19 protein-coding genes are annotated in these 16,630 nt (G+C 53.9%); 11 read left to right on the forward strand and 8 right to left on the reverse strand.

The window, feature by feature from the left end:
• Positions 1 to 52 precede the first annotated feature (52 nt).
• On the reverse strand, positions 53 to 1,369 hold the full coding sequence (amt, locus tag NeNHUV3_RS06995) for an ammonium transporter (RefSeq protein WP_177193405.1): 1,317 nt from the start codon (positions 1,367 to 1,369) through the stop codon (positions 53 to 55).
• Between the two features lie 27 nt (positions 1,370 to 1,396).
• Positions 1,397 to 1,735 (reverse strand): P-II family nitrogen regulator, encoded by a 339-nt coding sequence (locus tag NeNHUV3_RS07000; RefSeq protein ID WP_048598770.1) that lies wholly within the window; start codon positions 1,733 to 1,735, stop codon positions 1,397 to 1,399.
• A gap of 265 nt (positions 1,736 to 2,000) precedes the next feature.
• Between NeNHUV3_RS07000 and NeNHUV3_RS07005 the strand changes: the two genes are divergently transcribed.
• Positions 2,001 to 4,184 carry a transglycosylase domain-containing protein gene (locus tag NeNHUV3_RS07005; protein WP_391480577.1) on the forward strand — a complete coding sequence of 728 codons (2,184 nt, stop codon included), beginning with the start codon at positions 2,001 to 2,003 and terminating at the stop codon, positions 4,182 to 4,184.
• A gap of 25 nt (positions 4,185 to 4,209) precedes the next feature.
• Here the strand turns inward: NeNHUV3_RS07005 and NeNHUV3_RS07010 are convergent, their stop codons facing one another.
• Together NeNHUV3_RS07010 and NeNHUV3_RS07015 are read right to left on the reverse strand one after the other, a co-directional pair.
• On the reverse strand, positions 4,210 to 4,809 hold the full coding sequence (locus tag NeNHUV3_RS07010; RefSeq protein WP_391480579.1) for a phospholipid-binding protein MlaC: 600 nt from the start codon (positions 4,807 to 4,809) through the stop codon (positions 4,210 to 4,212).
• Positions 4,793 to 5,554 (reverse strand): VacJ family lipoprotein, encoded by a 762-nt coding sequence (locus NeNHUV3_RS07015; protein ID WP_334067006.1) that lies wholly within the window; start codon positions 5,552 to 5,554, stop codon positions 4,793 to 4,795. The genes NeNHUV3_RS07010 and NeNHUV3_RS07015 overlap by 17 nt, the downstream gene beginning before the upstream one ends.
• A 230-nt stretch (positions 5,555 to 5,784) precedes the next feature.
• Here NeNHUV3_RS07015 and NeNHUV3_RS07020 point away from each other — a divergent pair, with 230 nt between their 5' ends.
• From NeNHUV3_RS07020 to NeNHUV3_RS07040, 5 genes are read left to right on the forward strand one after another with little or no spacing between them, the layout of a single operon-like run.
• Positions 5,785 to 6,246: a RidA family protein gene (locus NeNHUV3_RS07020; RefSeq protein WP_391480581.1), complete on the forward strand. Its 462-nt coding sequence runs from the start codon at positions 5,785 to 5,787 to the stop codon at positions 6,244 to 6,246.
• On the forward strand, positions 6,243 to 6,992 hold the full coding sequence (locus NeNHUV3_RS07025; protein WP_391480582.1) for a glycerophosphodiester phosphodiesterase family protein: 750 nt from the start codon (positions 6,243 to 6,245) through the stop codon (positions 6,990 to 6,992). The genes NeNHUV3_RS07020 and NeNHUV3_RS07025 overlap by 4 nt, the downstream gene beginning before the upstream one ends.
• A 30-nt stretch (positions 6,993 to 7,022) precedes the next feature.
• Positions 7,023 to 8,204: a GNAT family N-acetyltransferase gene (locus NeNHUV3_RS07030; RefSeq protein ID WP_391480584.1), complete on the forward strand. Its 1,182-nt coding sequence runs from the start codon at positions 7,023 to 7,025 to the stop codon at positions 8,202 to 8,204.
• Positions 8,201 to 8,488: a 4a-hydroxytetrahydrobiopterin dehydratase gene (locus tag NeNHUV3_RS07035; protein ID WP_391480585.1), complete on the forward strand. Its 288-nt coding sequence runs from the start codon at positions 8,201 to 8,203 to the stop codon at positions 8,486 to 8,488. The genes NeNHUV3_RS07030 and NeNHUV3_RS07035 overlap by 4 nt, the downstream gene beginning before the upstream one ends.
• 1 nt (position 8,489) lies before the next feature.
• On the forward strand, positions 8,490 to 9,344 hold the full coding sequence (locus NeNHUV3_RS07040) for a mechanosensitive ion channel family protein (RefSeq protein WP_391480586.1): 855 nt from the start codon (positions 8,490 to 8,492) through the stop codon (positions 9,342 to 9,344).
• On the opposite strand, the gene NeNHUV3_RS07045 is transcribed toward NeNHUV3_RS07040, so the two are convergent.
• Positions 9,341 to 9,832: a peroxiredoxin gene (locus NeNHUV3_RS07045; RefSeq protein ID WP_341246170.1), complete on the reverse strand. Its 492-nt coding sequence runs from the start codon at positions 9,830 to 9,832 to the stop codon at positions 9,341 to 9,343. The two genes, NeNHUV3_RS07040 and NeNHUV3_RS07045, sit on opposite strands and share 4 nt — an antisense overlap.
• An 82-nt stretch (positions 9,833 to 9,914) precedes the next feature.
• On the opposite strand from NeNHUV3_RS07045, the gene NeNHUV3_RS07050 reads away from it, so the two are divergent.
• Both NeNHUV3_RS07050 and rsmD read left to right on the forward strand, forming a co-directional pair.
• The gene (locus tag NeNHUV3_RS07050) at positions 9,915 to 11,120 is read left to right on the forward strand and encodes an NAD(P)/FAD-dependent oxidoreductase (RefSeq protein ID WP_391480587.1); all 1,206 of its coding nucleotides are present in this window, start codon (positions 9,915 to 9,917) and stop codon (positions 11,118 to 11,120) included.
• Positions 11,117 to 11,656: a 16S rRNA (guanine(966)-N(2))-methyltransferase RsmD gene (gene rsmD, locus NeNHUV3_RS07055; protein WP_391480589.1), complete on the forward strand. Its 540-nt coding sequence runs from the start codon at positions 11,117 to 11,119 to the stop codon at positions 11,654 to 11,656. Before NeNHUV3_RS07050 ends, rsmD begins: the two co-directional genes overlap by 4 nt.
• Here the strand turns inward: rsmD and map are convergent.
• Together map and sfsA are read right to left on the reverse strand one after the other, a co-directional pair.
• Positions 11,653 to 12,465, reverse strand: coding sequence for a type I methionyl aminopeptidase (gene map / locus NeNHUV3_RS07060; RefSeq protein WP_048598423.1), 813 nt, complete (start codon positions 12,463 to 12,465; stop codon positions 11,653 to 11,655). The two genes, rsmD and map, sit on opposite strands and share 4 nt — an antisense overlap.
• Before the next feature lie 32 nt (positions 12,466 to 12,497).
• Positions 12,498 to 13,208: a DNA/RNA nuclease SfsA gene (gene sfsA / locus NeNHUV3_RS07065; RefSeq protein WP_391480590.1), complete on the reverse strand. Its 711-nt coding sequence runs from the start codon at positions 13,206 to 13,208 to the stop codon at positions 12,498 to 12,500.
• A 49-nt stretch (positions 13,209 to 13,257) separates the two neighbouring features.
• On the opposite strand from sfsA, the gene NeNHUV3_RS07070 reads away from it, so the two are divergent.
• From NeNHUV3_RS07070 to NeNHUV3_RS07080, 3 genes are read left to right on the forward strand one after another with little or no spacing between them, the layout of a single operon-like run.
• Positions 13,258 to 13,980, forward strand: coding sequence for a competence/damage-inducible protein A (locus NeNHUV3_RS07070; protein WP_391480591.1), 723 nt, complete (start codon positions 13,258 to 13,260; stop codon positions 13,978 to 13,980).
• The gene (locus tag NeNHUV3_RS07075) at positions 13,977 to 14,669 is read left to right on the forward strand and encodes a GNAT family N-acetyltransferase (RefSeq protein WP_391480592.1); all 693 of its coding nucleotides are present in this window, start codon (positions 13,977 to 13,979) and stop codon (positions 14,667 to 14,669) included. Before NeNHUV3_RS07070 ends, NeNHUV3_RS07075 begins: the two co-directional genes overlap by 4 nt.
• On the forward strand, positions 14,666 to 15,598 hold the full coding sequence (locus tag NeNHUV3_RS07080; protein WP_391480593.1) for an OmpA family protein: 933 nt from the start codon (positions 14,666 to 14,668) through the stop codon (positions 15,596 to 15,598). Before NeNHUV3_RS07075 ends, NeNHUV3_RS07080 begins: the two co-directional genes overlap by 4 nt.
• A 21-nt stretch (positions 15,599 to 15,619) precedes the next feature.
• Here NeNHUV3_RS07080 and NeNHUV3_RS07085 read toward each other — a convergent pair whose 3' ends face one another.
• Positions 15,620 to 16,525, reverse strand: a complete 906-nt coding sequence (locus tag NeNHUV3_RS07085) for a LysR family transcriptional regulator (RefSeq protein WP_391480595.1) — start codon at positions 16,523 to 16,525, stop codon at positions 15,620 to 15,622.
• Positions 16,526 to 16,630: the final 105 nt, after the last annotated feature.

Below are 16,630 nucleotides of genomic sequence, written 5' to 3' on the forward strand. Positions count from 1 at the left end.
CCCCCACATTGCTGCGGGGGGCAAGTTTTTCGAAAATACCAACGGGAAGGTGTTAGCCTTTCGAGAACTCAGGGTATGCTTCCATCCCCAACTCGGTCACGTCCAAGCCGTTGATTTCTGCTTCTTCGCTGACACGGATGCCGATCACACCTTTCATCAATGTGAAGGCAATCAAGCTTACGACGAAGACGAAGATACCGATTGCTGCAAAGCCGATGAACTGTGTCACGAATGACGTGTCAGCTGTGTAAACCGGCACAACCATTGTACCCCAGAAACCTGCGATCAAGTGAACCGGAATGGCACCGACAACATCGTCAATCTTCAGTTTGTCGAGCATCGGGACAGCAACCACAACGATCACACCGCCAACAGCACCAATCCAAAGTGCACCGAACAATGTTGGGTCAAGCGGACCAGCAGTGATAGATACCAGACCAGCAAGCGCACCATTCAGAACCATTGTCAGGTCAGGCTTTTTGTAGAGAGCTTGTGTCAGCAACAGGGCTGCAACCGCACCGGCAGACGCCGCCATGTTGGTGTTTGCAAAGATACGACCAACGTCAGTGATGTCACCAACTGTACCCGCAGCAAGCTGTGAGCCGCCGTTAAAGCCGAACCAACCCAGCCACAGGATGAATGTACCCAAAGTGGCAAGCGCAAGGTTAGAACCAGGCATTGGAACAACACGGCCGTCTTTGTATTTGCCAATCCGCGCACCCAGAACCAAGGCACCTGCGAGCGCGGCGAAACCACCAGCTGCGTGTACCAAAGTTGAGCCAGCAAAGTCAGAGAAACCCATCTCGGACAACCAGCCGCCGCCCCACTGCCAGCTTGCTTCGATCGGGTAGATGAAGCCGGTCAGGACAACAACAAAGATCAAGAACGGCCACAGTTTTACGCGCTCGGCCAATGTGCCTGAAACGATAGAAGCAGTTGTCGCGCAGAACATCAGCTGGAAGAAGAAGTCAGAAGCAACAGATGCGTAATCCAATGATGCATCAGCAGCACCTAAGCCAACTGGCTCAAGTGATGTGGGGCTAAAGCCACCAAGCCAACCTTCGATGATCCATTCACCTGGGTACATCAGGTTAAAGCCAACGGCCCAATACATGATGCCTGCAAGTGAAAACAAAGCGATGTTTTTAGTAAGCTGAGTGGTAACGTTTTTCGAACGCACCAAACCCGCTTCCAGCATCGCAAAGCCAGCGGCCATCCAGAAAACCAAAAAGCCGCCCACCAAGAACAACAGCGTTGTCATGATGTAGGGGCCGATTTCGTCAAAGCCCGGCGCAGCGTCCTGTGCAAAACCCATGCTCGGCAGCGCAATCGCGGCTGCAGCAAGGGGGAGTGATTTCATAAATTTCATCGGTCCATATGTCCCTTAGTTGGCGCCTTAAAGCGCGTCATCGTTAGTTTCGCCGGTACGGACGCGCAGCGCGCTGTCCAGATCCAGAACGAAGATTTTTCCGTCACCGATTTTGTCGGTCTTCGCTGTGGTCGCGATGGTTTCAACAACCTGATCGACCATGGATGCCGCGACCGCGATCTCCAGCTTTACCTTCGGTACAAAGTTCACTGCGTATTCCGCGCCACGATAGATTTCCGTGTGGCCAGACTGCGATCCGAACCCTTTAATTTCTGTCACCATCATTCCGCGCACGCCGATGGATGTCAGCGCCTCGCGGACCTCCTCAAGCTTGAACGGTTTGATTGCTGCAATAATCAGTTTCACGTGCATCCCCTTGTTGATCTTCTACTCAGACCGCTAAGACAGCGCTCTTTGGATGACCTGAGCGGACACCTAGCGCCCCCTTCAAACAAGAGATCGGCGGATATCTGCTGCGCCGCAGCGTGACTTACTGCCTAAATTTTGAACATTTAGGCGCAATTGTCTAAAAAATAGGCGATTAGAAAAGCTGAAAATAAGAATCACCAGCTAAACAAGACCGATAAAACCCGATACAATTGGGAAAACACCGTCAAAACGGGCAGAGCAGATGGCACCCTCAAATAAACCCCGCAAGCCTCTTGTGGCGGACAAACGCTATTCGAAGCCCGCAAAGCCTGCGGCCAAGAAAGCTAAAAAGCGCAAAGCAAAACCTAAAGCCGCTCCAAAAAAACAGAGTGGCCTTTTTGGCTGGCTTAAGCGCCTGATCAAATGGGTGCTATGGACAATCTGGTCTTTCATCTGGCGCACCGGTGCAGTGATCACCTTACTGATCGTAGGGAGCGCCAGTTATTACGCTGCAACACTACCCGATATGGAGCAGCTTGTTGACGGACGCGCCCGCGGTTCTGTGACCATGTCAGATCGTGACGGCAGAACCTTTGCATGGCGCGGGGACCAGTTCGGCGGCATGGTTACGGCCACCACAGTATCAGCACACCTCAAAAACGCTGTCGTCGCCACAGAGGACAAGCGGTTCTATCGTCATGTCGGCGTATCACCACGCGGGATCGCGTCTGCTGTGCGGATCAACTTACGCGAAGGGCGCGGCCCACTGTCTGGTAACGGTGGCTCAACGATTACGCAGCAAACCGCCAAACTGTTATGCCTCGGTGTACCTTTTGATCCCAACAAATGGAAATCAGAGACCGCCTACGAAGCAGATTGCCGCCGCACCACGCTTTGGCGCAAAGTTAAAGAAGCGGTCTTCGCCCTTGGCATGGAGATCAAATACACCAAGGATGATATTCTGACGGTCTATTTGAACCGCGCCTATCTGGGCGCAGGTAGCCGCGGGTTTGAAGCCGCCGCACAGCGCTATTTCAGCAAGTCCGCCGCAATGGTGAACCCAGCCGAAGCAGCCATGTTGGCAGGACTTCTAAAAGCCCCCTCAACACTTGCGCCCACGAACAACCTGCAACGCAGCCAAGATCGCGCGAACCTTGTGATCGGTTTAATGGAACAGCAAAAGTACCTCACCCCAATCGAGGCCTCGCTGGCACGCGCAACACCAGCAGAGCTTTCACAAGCTGCCAAGCGCACATCGGGGGGATATTTTGCGGATTGGGTCATGGATAGCGGGCCTGAATTCTTCACGCGCTCTACCACGGAAGACGTCATCATACGTACCACGCTTGATCAACGGATGCAGACCGCCGCAGAAGAAGCGCTGCAATATATATTCGAGGAAAAGGTCCGCGAAGGCTCAAAGGCGCAAGCAGCCGTAGTCGTTATGTCTGCAGACGGCGCGGTACGTGCGATGGTGGGTGGACGCGCCACAAACGGCACAGGCGCATTCAACCGTGCCACCCAAGCAAAGCGCCAAGCTGGATCAACCTTTAAGCCGTTCGTCTACGCAACGGCACTTGATCGTGGATACACCCCTGAAGACGTCGTTTTGGATGAGCCCCTGTGCATCGACATCCCCGGGTCAGGCGAGTGGTGCCCCAAGAACTACGCAAAAGAATTCAAAGGCCAAGTTACCCTAACCGAAGCCTTCAAGGATTCCCTCAACATTCCTGCCGTGCGAATTTCCGAAGGATTGGGCCGTGAACGTGTCCGCGAAATTGCGCAGGGCTTTGGTATTCAAAGCGATCTTGCTGCGGGTCCGGCGCTGGCGCTTGGTGCGTCTGAAAGCACACTTATTGAAATGACCGGCGCCTATGCGGGTATTTTAAACGGCGGCTCGTCCGTAACACCCTACGGCTTAATCGAGTTGCGCGTTTTAGGTGACGACACGCCGCTGATGACGCAAACTGGCGGCATTGAGGACCGCGTGATCAGCCGTGAAGCCGCACAGCAACTCACGTGGATGATGTATCAAACAGTCGAAGCAGGCACCGGACGCCGCGCCCGCATCGAAGGCCGGGAAATTGCGGGCAAAACGGGCACCACGCAAGCCGCGCGCGACGCGTGGTTCATCGGGTTTTCCGGTGATTACGTTGCAGGCGTTTGGATGGGGTACGATGACAACACACCACTTAGTGGCGTGACGGGCAGTGGCCTGCCCGCCGAGATCTGGCATGAGACCATGCGACGTATTCTTCAAGATCTACCGGCTGTTCCCCTGCCGATGCAGCCATCAGGTGGCACACCATGGAGCAACCCGCCCCGCGGTTCAGAGCTCAATCGCACCATCCCGCAGCAGCCCCCACCCCAAAACAGCGATGGGTTTGAGGCAACTGCTGAAAACATCTTGATCGACGTTCTGCGAGGACTTCTAGGGGGCAATTAAGCCCTCCCAACCTAGCCCACTCAAGCTATAAAGAGGAAAGGTCGCGTGTCAGCTGATCCAGATTACCGTTGCGACGATCCAGAAGCGCACCGATTTCTGTCTTTTCTGTCCGCGCAAGGCTGATACCTTCAATCAACATATCCGCAAAAAGGCCATTGTCGTTCACACGGAAGGTCACATCAAACGGACGCTCGCCGCTTAACAGTGCCTCGGCGCGGACCTCAAAAAAGCTTTTCACTGATTTTGCAGATTTCACTGTGATCTCACCACCGATGAACTCACGGAAGCGGCGGCCATATTTACGCGAGATATATCCAGCAAATGCTTTGTTATACGCACGGATTTGACCCGACGATGCAGCACGCGCATCAGCGCCCAAAGTAAAGCGTGCGATGCGCTCTACATCTGCGTAGCGCTCAAAAATACCCGCAAATTCGCGGATCATAGCGTTTTCTGAACGGCCAGAATTAATGACCTTATTGATATCCGCCACGACGCTCTGGATAAGACGCTCGGCCTGCGCAGTGGTCAATGCCAGCGCAGGCATGGACAATGCAGCACCCGCAAAAGCAGCAATACCAGCTGTGACAAATGTGCGGCGTGAAAAACTAGTTGAACAGGTCATCATACGTATCCTCGGTTGTACTTTCGGGGCTCGCAACGGGCGTGCCCAACTCAAAACGGCGGCTTTGCAAATAGATGCTACGCGCTTGGGCGTAACTATCGGCGCTCTCATAAAGCACCTGATCAATCACACCGGAAAATGTGTAGCGATCACCAAGACGCGCCAAACCACCGGCAACAGGCGGCACAAGATTTTCGGGCGAGTCTAGATCGTAGCTGAGCGGGTTCGTAAACAGATCAACCACTTTACCCAGCGTTTCACGTTGGGTTGAGGCGCCAAGCAACGGCAACTCAATATAAGCACCCTCGGGGGCACCCCACGTGGCAAGTGTTTCGCCAAAATCTGCGCGCTCTTGCTCAAGCCCCGCCTCGGTTGCTGGATCCAGCAAACCGCCAAGCCCCAATGTCGTGTTCATTGCAAATCTGAAGAAATTGCGCGCAGCGCCGTCAATGTCGCCTTGCAAAAGCGTGTTCACAAACTGGGAAGGCAATGAAAGGTTTGCTGCAAAATTACCAACGCCCGTCCGTACGGTTTGTGGCACAATCGTCCCGTATCCGTTTGAGACCGGACGGAACAGGGCGCGGTCGACGCTTTTGTTAAACCCATGGATTTTGCGGTTCGTTTTTTCAAACGGGTCATGAATTTCCACAGGTGTTTGCGGGACTGAACACGCCGCCAGCGCCCCAATTGCGCAAAGCGCAAAACAACGCAGAACTGTATTTTTTAAGATTTTTGCAAACCGCATATCACGTCCTCACTCATTGAGCTTACCAAATAACGTAAAACCACGAGATTCCCAGTATCGACGTGGGGCCGACATATAAATGTGATAATTGCGCGACAGCGCAACATATCCAAACTTCATCAGCATCGCGGTACTTTGTTTTAATAGAGCCCGCTAATTGTAATTGCCCATGCCCGCGCGCAGGGCTAGCGTTTGATCAAACGTATAGATTACCAGAACAGGACTTTGAGATGAGCAAGATTGAGAAAAAACTAGCGGACCTTGGCGTAACCCTTGCAGACGCACCCGCGCCCGCAGCCAATTATGTGCCATTCGTTCAAGTAGGCGACATGTTGTTTGTGTCGGGCCAAATCAGCCGTGATGACGAAGGCTTGATCACAGGTAAAGTTGGCGATGACCTCAACGTCGAAGCTGGCGCTGCTGCCGCCCGCACCTGTGCAATTGCGCTGTTGTCTCAGATTAAAGCGGCCTGTGGCGGTGATCTGGACCGCCTTGTGCGCGTGGTCAAATTAACAGGCTTTGTGAACTCAACCCCTGATTTCACCGAACAACCACAAGTCATCAACGGATGCTCTGACTTTCTGGTAGAAGCACTTGGTGACATCGGGCGTCATTCACGCAGCGCGGTTTCAGCGGGCGCTCTGCCACTCAATGTGGCGGTCGAAATTGAAGGCATTTTTCAGATCAAATGATGCTGCCACGTTCCTTTCTTGATCGGCCCATAGCGCACCGTGCATTGCATGATGTAACGAACGGTCGGCCCGAAAACAGCCGCGCCGCTATTCGTGCGGCCATCGAGAAAGGCTACGGAATTGAGATTGACCTACAGCTCAGCGCCGACAACCAAGCCATGGTTTTTCATGACTACGGCTTGGACCGCCTAGCGCACGGCAACGGACCAATCAGCATCTATTCCGCGCAAACACTTGATGCAACAACGCTGCGCGGCGGGGATGAGGGCATCCCAACATTTGCCGAAGTTCTTGAATTGGTTGACGGACGTGTTCCACTGATGGTTGAGCTGAAGGACCAAGACGGCCAAATGGGGCCAAACGTAGGTGCTTTAGAACGGGCAACAGCGAAAGCCGCGCACGGCTATTCGGGACCAATCGCGATGATGTCGTTCAACCCCCATTCTGTTTTGCACATGGCCGATCTTATGCCGGAAATCCCTCGGGGCATCACAACCAGCTCGTTCGTCCCTGAAAAATGGGGCCTGCCCGAAAGCATCTGTGCGTCCCTTCGTGACATCCCTGATTATGACCGCGCGAAATGTTGCTTCATCAGCCATGAGGTAGACGACCTGGACCGCCCTCGTGTGGCTGAATTGAAATCCGAAGGTGCAACGATTTTATGCTGGACGGTTAAATCGGCCCAGCAAGAAATCACCGCACGAAAAATTGCCGATAACATCACATTTGAACAATACCTCGCTTGACGCCAATTGAACGGGCACCACCTCAAAACCATGAACAAAGCCCCAGAAATTGAAGTACGTATCGTCAGCCAAATTGCCGAGATTGGCCAAGCAGAATGGGACGCTTGCGCCACCTCTGGCCAAAAGCGCCCCGATGATCCGTTTACGACTTACCGCTTTCTTAAGGCGCTTGAAGATAGCGGATCTGTCGGAACAGGCACCGGTTGGCAACCGCACTATTTGCACGCACTTGAAGGCGGCGAAACAATCGGTGTGGCGCCGATGTACGGCAAATCCCATAGCCAAGGTGAGTACATCTTCGACCACAACTGGGCGCATGCCTATGAACGCGCAGGCGGCAGATATTATCCCAAACTACAGATCGCCGTGCCACACACGCCCGCGACAGGCCGCCGTTTTTTGGTCAAAGACGGACGTGAAGAAGTTGCACGCTCGGCCCTAATGCAGGGCGCTGTGCAGGTGGCGGGAAGTAACGGTTTCAGCAGCCTGCACATTACATTTTGCACAGATGATGAGCGCGCTTTCGGCGCAGAGTTGGGGCTTTTGGAGCGCTCAAGCCAACAATTTCATTGGCTCAACAACGGCTACGCGGACTTTGACGGTTTTCTCAGCAGCCTCTCAAGCCGCAAGCGCAAAAATATCCGCAAAGAACGCGAAAAAGCCCAAAGTTTTGGCGGTGAAATCCACTGTCTGACAGGGGATCAAATCCAACCAGAGCATTGGAACGCCTTTTGGATTTTCTACCAAGACACCGGTGCACGCAAATGGGGCACGCCCTACCTGACCCGCGCATTTTTCGATCATGCCCAACAGCATCTGCGCGATGACATGCTTTTGGTACTTGCGGAACGTGATGGCCAATACGTTGCCGGTGCGCTTAACTTTATCGGTCGCGATGTTCTTTATGGCCGGTACTGGGGCTGTATTGAAGACCACCCCTGTCTGCATTTTGAAGTCTGCTATTATCAAGCGATCGATTACGCGATCAAACACGGCCTGAACCGCGTTGAGGCAGGCGCGCAGGGATCGCACAAACTGGCGCGCGGCTACATGCCTGTCACTACCAACAGCCTGCACTGGATTGCCGATGAAAGTTTCAGCACAGCAATCGCTGATTATCTTCAAGCCGAGCGTGCCGCAGTCGATGATGAGATTGAAATCATGACAGCCTACGGGCCGTTCAAGAAATCCCAGCACGAGGAGCAAGAATGAGCACCCCAATTTCACGCGAAGATTTACAAACCCTACAAGACGCAGGATGGGCACACGATCAGACACGCGATGCGGTGAGCAAATCGTTTCAATTCGCGAACTTCGTTGAGGCCTTTGCGTTCATGACGAAAACCGCTATCTGGGCCGAGAAGTTGAACCATCACCCTGAATGGTCAAATGTGTACAAAACCGTTGATGTTACTTTAACGACCCACGACATACACGGGCTGTCCGACCTAGACGTCAAACTGGCGCAGAAAATGGATGCGCTCGCGAAAGGCTAAAATGGAATACCTGACGAAAATTTTGCAGACCGAAATCTATAACGGCAATTCAGTCGCCGATTACCTTACGCTTGATTTCCTTGTCTCGGTCCTTGGCACAACCGTGTCGGCAGTTGTCATCCTTGTGCTCGGCTTCATGATTTCAGGTGCAGCACAAAAGCGGATCAAACGCCTGTCTGAAGTCCACGCGCGCCTTGATGCGACCTTGTTCGATTTCCTGAGTAACATTGCCCGCTATGTCATTCTGGGCTTCACACTGCTGTTTTTGCTCAACACCGTGGGCATTCAAACCACGTCAATTGTTGCGGTTGTTGGTGCAGCCGGTCTGGCGATTGGTCTGGCTCTTCAAGGCACGCTGTCCAATGTGGCCGCTGGCGTGATGATCATCTTCTTCCGACCCGTCAAACTTGGCGATTTCGTTGCGGTCAACAATGTCATGGGTACGATCAAAGCGATCAACCTCAACTTCATTGAGCTAGCTGACCTGAGCAATGTGAAAGTCATCATTCCCAACGCAGAGGTATGGGGAAACACCATCCACAACTACTCGGCCAACAACACACGTCGGGCAGAGTGGACATTTGGCGTGGGCTACGGCGCAAATCTGGCGGATGCGCAGCGGATCATCACCGATACAATCATGGCCGATCCCCGTTCATTCCGCGATCCGGAGCCGTTCATTCAGGTAAACAATCTTGGGGACAGCAGCGTAGACTTTTTGGTCCGCGTCTGGTGCTCGGCCGATGAATACTTCGCCTACCAAGCGGACATGAAACGCGCTGTCAAAGAAGCGCTTGATGCGGGCAAGATCGATATTCCGTTCCCAACCCGCACCATCGTCAACGTCAGCGATTAAGCCATCGAATCCAGCAAGCCTTCGCCCGCAGAAATTTCACATTCACCGGGCGAGGCTTCAGCGTTCAAGATGACAACTTTACCGTCTTCCACCAGCATCGCGTAGCGCTTTGAGCGCGCCAAAAGGCCTGCGGGTGGGGCATCAAAATCCATTCCCAATGCCTTGGTGAAAGTTGATTCTGCATCAGACAACATTGTAAGGCCTGCATCAGCGGCACCCGTTGTCTCGCCCCATGCCTTCATCACGAATGGGTCGTTTACGGACACACAGATGATTTCATCAACGCCTTTTGCATCAAATTGCGCTTTTGTGCGGATAAAGCTGGGCACATGCGCAGAGTGGCACGTCGGCGTGTAGGCCCCAGGCACCGCGAAAAAGACAACTTTGCGACCTGCTGTCAGGGTGGCTGTTGTCACCTCTTCTGGGCCGTTTTCACCCAAACGAACAAACGTGGCTTCGGGAAGGGTATCGCCAACTGAAATGGTCATGAATTATCTCGCTTCATTGATTGATATAACTGGCTTAACTATAGCCGCAAAGAATGGTTCGGCCAGCGGGGGCGCAAAAGAAATGGAACATATCGTTGTAATTGGCGCAGGACAGGCAGGCGCGTCACTGGTTGCCAAATTGCGGATGCTGCAATTTGAAGGCCAGATCACCCTGATCGGCGAAGAGCCCGTGCCCCCATATCAAAGACCCCCGCTTTCAAAAGCGTACCTGCTTGGCGACATGACCCAAGAGCGTCTCTACCTGCGGCCCGCTGATTATTATGACGAGCAAAACATCACGTTGCGCCTAAATACACGTGTTGAGCGGATTGATACCGCAAGCCGCGAAGTCCATTTGGCAGGCGAGGTGATTGCCTACGACCAATTGGTCTTTGCAACCGGTTCAACGCCGCGCAAACTTCCCGCGCAAATCGGCGGGGCGCTTGATGGGGTATTCACCGTGCGTGATCTGGCGGACGTGGACGCGATGGCCGGTCCTATCAACAAAGGCGGTCATGTATTGATCGTTGGCGGGGGCTACATCGGGCTTGAAGCCGCTGCAGTCGCCGCGAAAAAAGGGGTCCAGATTACGCTAGTCGAAATGAACGAACGTATTTTGCAGCGTGTCGCCTGCGCCGAAACATCTGCTTATTTCCGCGCGCTGCACAAAGAAAACGGTGTGGACTTGCGTGAAGGTGTAGGCCTTGAACATCTGATTGGTGAGGGGCACGTGAGTGGCGCTAAGCTGACGGACGGAAGCACCTTGGATGTGGATTTTGTCATCGTAGGCGTTGGTATTGCACCTGCGGATAGTCTGGCAAAAGACGCAGGCCTCAAAATTGATAACGGCATTTGGACGGACACATTTGGTCAGACTTCCGTGCCTAACATCTGGGCCGCGGGTGATTGCGCAAGTTTTCCATGGCGAGACGCGCAGATGCGCCTTGAAAGCGTTCAAAACGCCATTGATCAGGCAGAATTGGTCGCTGAAAACATTCTGGGCGCACAGAAAGCCTATGACCCAAAGCCGTGGTTTTGGTCTGATCAATACCACATTAAACTACAGATTGCGGGTCTCAACACCGGCTTTGACCAGATCGCTGTCCGCGACACAGACGGCGGTCTTAGCCACTGGTACTATGCCGGAGACACACTCTTGGCCGTTGACGCAATGAATGACCCACGGGCGTTCATGGTCGCCAAACGACTTATTGAGGCCGGCAAATCACCAGCCGCTGATGTCGTAAGTAATGCTGAAACAGAGTTGAAAGACCTGCTACGCGCATGAGGATTATCGGCGGTAAAAACCGTGGCATTCGCTTGGCTGAAGTTGGCAAAGGGGACGCCGCCAAGCATCTTAGGCCAACTACCGACCGCGTTCGCGAGACGTTGTTCAACATCTTGAACAACCACATCGATTTTGAAAACCACATCGTGCTAGATCTGTTCGCAGGCACTGGCGCGCTTGGCCTTGAGGCGCTATCGCGCGGCGCGAAAGAGTGTCTGTTCGTGGATGACGGGCGCGCTGCCCAAAAGCTTTTGTCCCAAAATATCGAACGCTGTGAGGCGGCCGCCAAAGTGATCTGCCAAGATGCAACGCGCGTCATTTTACCGGTTCGCTTTGAAGCTTCACTGGTCTTTTTGGACCCGCCCTACGGCAAAGATCTTGTGGGGAAAACTTTGCGTCACATCGCGGCACATATTGAAGAAGACGCGCTCATCGTATGTGAAGACAACTGCCCCATTGCGCCGCCTTATGGGTTCAAGCTTCGCGACCAACGCCAATTCGGCGCAACGTGGATTACGCTCTTGGACGCGCCCTAGCTATAAGTTGGGTGGAACAGCGATTTTGGGCTTTGCGTGAAGATATCCGCGCCATCTGCAGTGATCCCGATCGAATGTTCAAACTGCGCTGACAACGATTTATCCCGCGTTACGGCAGTCCAATCATCAGCAAGCACTTTAGTCTCGGGGCGGCCTAAGTTTACCATCGGCTCAATGGTGAAGAACATCCCTTCTTCAAGCACAGCGCCGCGCCCTTCACGGCCATAGTGCAGCACATTGGGCGGGGCGTGAAACACGCGTCCAAGGCCGTGCCCACAAAAGTCGCGAACCACAGACATACGCTGCGCCTCCACATAACTTTGGATCGCGTAGCCAATATCCCCAAAGGTGTTACCGGGCTTTGCCGCCTCAATCCCCAACATCAACGCATCATGGGTCACTTGGATCAAACGTTCAGCCTTGCGGGGCAGTTTGCCTGCCACATACATTCGGCTCGTGTCACCATACCAACCATCTACAATGACCGTCACATCGATGTTCAGGATGTCACCGTCTTTCAGCTTTTTATCGCCGGGGATGCCGTGGCAAACCACATGGTTCACGCTGATACAGCTGGCGTGTTGATACCCGCGATACCCGATGGTCGCTGAAATTGCGCCTGCGTCCTCAACCATCTGCGTGATGATCCGGTCAATCTCGCCCGTGGTTTGGCCGACGAAAACGTGATCCACCATTGCGTCCAAAATCTCGGCCGCCAATTTACCGGCCACATGCATGCCCGCGTGATCATCGGGGTGGTAAATATGGATGCCGTCTTTGGTCACACGCGTATGCTTTGGATCGTTCATCAACTGGGCCTTTTCATCAATTCGAGGGGGTTCTAGGTCGCTTGCGGTGATTTGTCGATGGGCAGCGCTTTGCCAAGAACAATGTCAGTCGGCGAGATGCACGTGTCAAAGCAAAGCACCTCAACGCCAGCCTCCCGAGCGGCATCAAAAGCGCGGGCATATTTGGGATCAATATCACCCGCCAACCCAAACTCTTCACAATCCATCCGGCTCACCAAATACAACATAACCGCACGGTGCCCGCTTTTGACCATCTGCTCTAGATCAGCCAGATGTTTGGCGCCGCGGGTGGTTACACTGTCTGGGAACACCGCACAGCGTCCGCGTTTCATGGTGACGCTTTTCACCTCAACGTAAGTATCACCTGCGGGCCCACGTAGCAGGAAATCAATGCGGCTGTTTGCACTGTATTTTTGCTCGGGCAACACAGCATCATAAGGCAGCAATTCGTCAATCAACCGCGCCTCAAGCGCCTCCTGAACAATGCGATTGGGCAGCGAGGTGTCGATGTTCACGCACTGCCCTTCAACTTCCACAAGCCGCCAGCCATATTTCAGCTTTTTCTTGGGATCATCATTCGGCTCAAGCCAACAGATCGCCCCCTCATCCTTCAGGCCAGTCATGGCCCCGGGATTGGGACAGTGGGCACGAACGACCTCACCATTTTCGAGCCGCATGTCCGATAAAAAGCGGTTATACCGCCGGATAAGCGTTGCGGGGATCAGTTGGGTTTGAAAGCGCATGGTGGCTGGCCTATAGAATTGCAAAACACATGATAAGGAACCACGCGACATGAGCAATCCAACAGCAGCCATGCTAGTGATCGGCGATGAAATTTTGTCAGGTCGCACGCGTGATGCCAACATGCACCACCTTGCCGGACAACTAACGGAAGCTGGCATTGATCTGCGCGAGGTGCGTGTTGTAAGCGATGATGCACCCGCAATTATCAATGCGGTAAAGGCACTTTCGGCCGCCTATGACACAGTCTTTACCAGTGGCGGTATCGGCCCAACCCACGACGATATCACAGCAGATTGCATCGCAGCCGCGTTCGATGACCATATTGATGTGCGCGATGATGCCCGCGCTTTGCTGGCCACGCATTACGCAAAAACGGGCTCCGAGTTAAACGAAGCGCGGCTCCGCATGGCCCGCATTCCAGACAGCGCAACCTTGATTGATAATCCGGTTTCTGTGGCCCCGGGCTTCACGGTCCAAAATGTCCACGTCATGGCCGGTGTTCCATCCGTATTCCAAGCAATGGTCGCGACCGTCTTGCCCACATTAACAGGTGGCGCGCCGCTTATGTCGCGCACACTGCGCATTGATCGCGGCGAAGGTGACATTGCGGGACCACTAGGCGCGCTTGCAGCCGAGTTCTCTGACCTGTCCATTGGCTCATATCCGTTCCAGAAGGACGGAAAATTTGGCGCAAATATTGTGATGCGCGGCACGGATGAGGCACGGTTGGAAATGGCATTAAGCCAACTAGAAGCGCTTTTTGCCGAATGAATTCCGACGCGCTTTATGCTGCCATTGATGTGACTTGGCCCTCTGAAACAGTCACAACTGATGGGCCATGGGTGCACCGTAAAGCGGTTGGTGCCGGAAGCCGGCTTAACGCGACTACTTTAGAGTTAACCAGTGGTGGCGTGCCGGATGACATACCTGATCGCCCATTGTTTATGGTGCGCGGGGACCAAAGTGCGCTAGACACAGCCCTTGAGAACCGCGGCTATGCGGTCAAGGATCCTGTCACGGCCTACGTGATCAACGTTGAAAAAATCGCCCAAGCATCAGGTCCAACGCGGGTTTTCACTGGATGGCCGGAATTGGCCGTGATGGCAGAAGTTTGGGCGACTGGCGGCATTGGGCCAGAACGTATCGCATCGATGGAACGGGTCCAGACAACCAAGGCGGGGTTTCTATGCCGCGACAATGACCGCGCAGCCGGTGTCGCATTTGCAGCAATAGACGGAGAATTGGCCATGCTGCACGCCCTTGAGGTACTGACCCACGCACGCCGCACCAACGTTGCCACAGACATCTTGAAGCACGCCGCATATTGGGCCGCCGAAAACGGAGCGCGCCACTTGGCCGTACTGGTAACAACCGCAAATACCGGCGCAAACGCCCTCTACCAAAACTTAGGCTTTGAAAAAGCCGTGGGGTACCATTACCGCATCCGAGGGACCGTATGATTTACCGAGTTTTTCTTATCCTATTTCTACTGCCCACACTTGCCAGCGCTGCAACACTGTCAGTCCCCTCGAATGCTGTTCAGACCGCACAAAACACTGCAGCAGATAGCGAACTCCGGCTGGTTGATGCGCCTATAAATGGCGCCAGTGACCCAAGTGGACCGATTATTGAGGGAACAGTAACTACGCGTGCTTGGCGCATTGATGCCTCAGGGCTGACACCTAAACAAATGACAACACCCTTGGTTGAGCAACTGGCAGAGCAAGGGTTCAGCACCATGTTTGAATGCAGCGCAGCCCAATGTGGGGGCTTTGATTTTCGCTTTGCACTTGATGTAATCTCTCCGCCCGCGATGTTCGTTGACTTAGGCAGCTACCGTTTTGTGAGCCTTCGCAAGGGCGATATGGGCGTGACGATACTGGCCAGTGCGGCCCAATCGACGGCGTTCATCCAAATTGCACAAGTCAGCAAAGATGAGTTGATCGAGACCGAGGCCACAGCAAACACGGTCACGGGAAATCCTGCCACCGCCAGCTTGGGCAAAACCACCGCGCCCCTTGCACAGCGATTGAAAATTCATGGGTTTGCGGAACTACACGGGCTGTCGTTTATGACAGGCTCTGCCACGTTGACGGACCCGCGCGCGCTCGTGCTTGGGGCCTTGGCCGACTATCTACGCGCGCACCCTAATCAGCAAATTGCGCTTGTTGGGCACACGGACAGCCAAGGGGCGTTGAACGGCAACATCGCGCTGTCCAAAAAACGCGCGGAAGCTGTGTTGGAAACATTGGTATCCGATTTCAACGTACCACGGGCACAAATGGACGCGCAGGGCATGGGATATCTTAGTCCAATCGCCTCGAACCTGACGGCACAAGGTCGTGAAGCCAACAGGCGCGTGGAAGTTATCGTGACATCAACCCAGTAGCGCCACAAATAACGGTGCTACCTACCACTGGCTTGGGCCTTTTTCGGCAAACGCATGGGCCAGAAAATCAATGAAAGCGCGCACTTTTGGTTGGGTAAACCGACCCGGCGGATAAACTGCGTAGATGCCCTGCGTTTCGCCCGGAAGGTCCGGAATTGCTTCTTCAACCAAGCCAGCCGCTTCTGCTTCAGCGTACAGAAAGCTAGGTAAATATGCGATGCCAAGTCCACTAATCGCAGCATTCAAAAGCGATTGCCCATCGTTGACCGTAAGCCATCCAGCGGTGCGAACTTGGCGCTTTTCACCCGAAGGCGCGGTCAACTTCCATACATTTCCCGAGGCTTGGTTGGAATAATGCAGCAATTTATGGTCGTTCAAATCATCAATCTTGGCGGGCCGACCGTGCGTGGCCAGATATTGCGGTGACGCGATCATCCGCTTTGACGTTTCGGTCAGCTTACGCGCGCGTAATGTGCTGTCTTCAAGCTCTCCGATCCGGACGGCCATATCAAAACCCTCAGAGATCAACTCAACGTAGCGGTTGTTCAACACCATATTGACGGTGATATCGGGAAACTCGGACAAGAAATCCCCAAGGACCGGTGACAGGTGGTTCACCCCAAAATCCGTCGCGACACTGATACGCAACAAACCAGAAGGGGCCGATTGCATCGACGTCACCATTGAATCTGCCTCGCCAGCGTCATTCAACACACGGCGCGCACGATCATAGTAGGCAAGCCCGATTTCCGTAGGACTGACGCGGCGTGTCGTTCTGTTGAGCAAACGCGCACCAAGGCGCGCCTCCAGCGATGAGACATGCTTTGAGACCGCAGACTTTGAAATGCCCATTTTCTTGGCGGCATCTGTAAAACCGCCCTGATCCACAACCGTGGCAAAGGCTTCCATTTCAGTAAGACGATCCATGCGATCAACCTCAACAATCATTTCGTTGGGGTTGGGTATGGGATCGAAATCAGGCCGAATTGGGACAGTAACCCGACAATAGCGCGGTAATTACAACACCGTTTC

The sequence above is a fragment of the Nereida sp. NH-UV-3 genome, assembly GCF_042939535.1.
Taxonomy (GTDB): Bacteria; Pseudomonadota; Alphaproteobacteria; order Rhodobacterales; family Rhodobacteraceae; genus Nereida; species Nereida ignava.

Excerpts from the sequence above, each read along its gene's own strand:
- NeNHUV3_RS07050 (WP_391480587.1), top strand. The coding sequence starts at position 9,915 with ATGGAACATATCGTTGTAATTGGCGCAGGACAGGCAGGCGCGTCACTG.
- NeNHUV3_RS07025 (WP_391480582.1), top strand. The coding sequence starts at position 6,243 with ATGATGCTGCCACGTTCCTTTCTTGATCGGCCCATAGCGCACCGTGCA.
- NeNHUV3_RS07005 (WP_391480577.1), top strand. The coding sequence starts at position 2,001 with ATGGCACCCTCAAATAAACCCCGCAAGCCTCTTGTGGCGGACAAACGC.
- NeNHUV3_RS07070 (WP_391480591.1), top strand. The coding sequence starts at position 13,258 with ATGAGCAATCCAACAGCAGCCATGCTAGTGATCGGCGATGAAATTTTG.
- NeNHUV3_RS07080 (WP_391480593.1), top strand. The coding sequence starts at position 14,666 with ATGATTTACCGAGTTTTTCTTATCCTATTTCTACTGCCCACACTTGCC.
- NeNHUV3_RS07015 (WP_334067006.1), bottom strand. The coding sequence starts at position 5,554 with ATGCGGTTTGCAAAAATCTTAAAAAATACAGTTCTGCGTTGTTTTGCG.
- sfsA (WP_391480590.1), bottom strand. The coding sequence starts at position 13,208 with ATGCGCTTTCAAACCCAACTGATCCCCGCAACGCTTATCCGGCGGTAT.
- NeNHUV3_RS07045 (WP_341246170.1), bottom strand. The coding sequence starts at position 9,832 with ATGACCATTTCAGTTGGCGATACCCTTCCCGAAGCCACGTTTGTTCGT.
- NeNHUV3_RS07010 (WP_391480579.1), bottom strand. The coding sequence starts at position 4,809 with ATGACCTGTTCAACTAGTTTTTCACGCCGCACATTTGTCACAGCTGGT.
- NeNHUV3_RS07020 (WP_391480581.1), top strand. The coding sequence starts at position 5,785 with ATGAGCAAGATTGAGAAAAAACTAGCGGACCTTGGCGTAACCCTTGCA.
- NeNHUV3_RS07035 (WP_391480585.1), top strand. The coding sequence starts at position 8,201 with ATGAGCACCCCAATTTCACGCGAAGATTTACAAACCCTACAAGACGCA.
- NeNHUV3_RS07030 (WP_391480584.1), top strand. The coding sequence starts at position 7,023 with ATGAACAAAGCCCCAGAAATTGAAGTACGTATCGTCAGCCAAATTGCC.
- NeNHUV3_RS07040 (WP_391480586.1), top strand. The coding sequence starts at position 8,490 with ATGGAATACCTGACGAAAATTTTGCAGACCGAAATCTATAACGGCAAT.
- rsmD (WP_391480589.1), top strand. The coding sequence starts at position 11,117 with ATGAGGATTATCGGCGGTAAAAACCGTGGCATTCGCTTGGCTGAAGTT.
- map (WP_048598423.1), bottom strand. The coding sequence starts at position 12,465 with ATGAACGATCCAAAGCATACGCGTGTGACCAAAGACGGCATCCATATT.
- NeNHUV3_RS07075 (WP_391480592.1), top strand. The coding sequence starts at position 13,977 with ATGAATTCCGACGCGCTTTATGCTGCCATTGATGTGACTTGGCCCTCT.
- amt (WP_177193405.1), bottom strand. The coding sequence starts at position 1,369 with ATGAAATTTATGAAATCACTCCCCCTTGCTGCAGCCGCGATTGCGCTG.
- NeNHUV3_RS07085 (WP_391480595.1), bottom strand. The coding sequence starts at position 16,525 with ATGGATCGTCTTACTGAAATGGAAGCCTTTGCCACGGTTGTGGATCAG.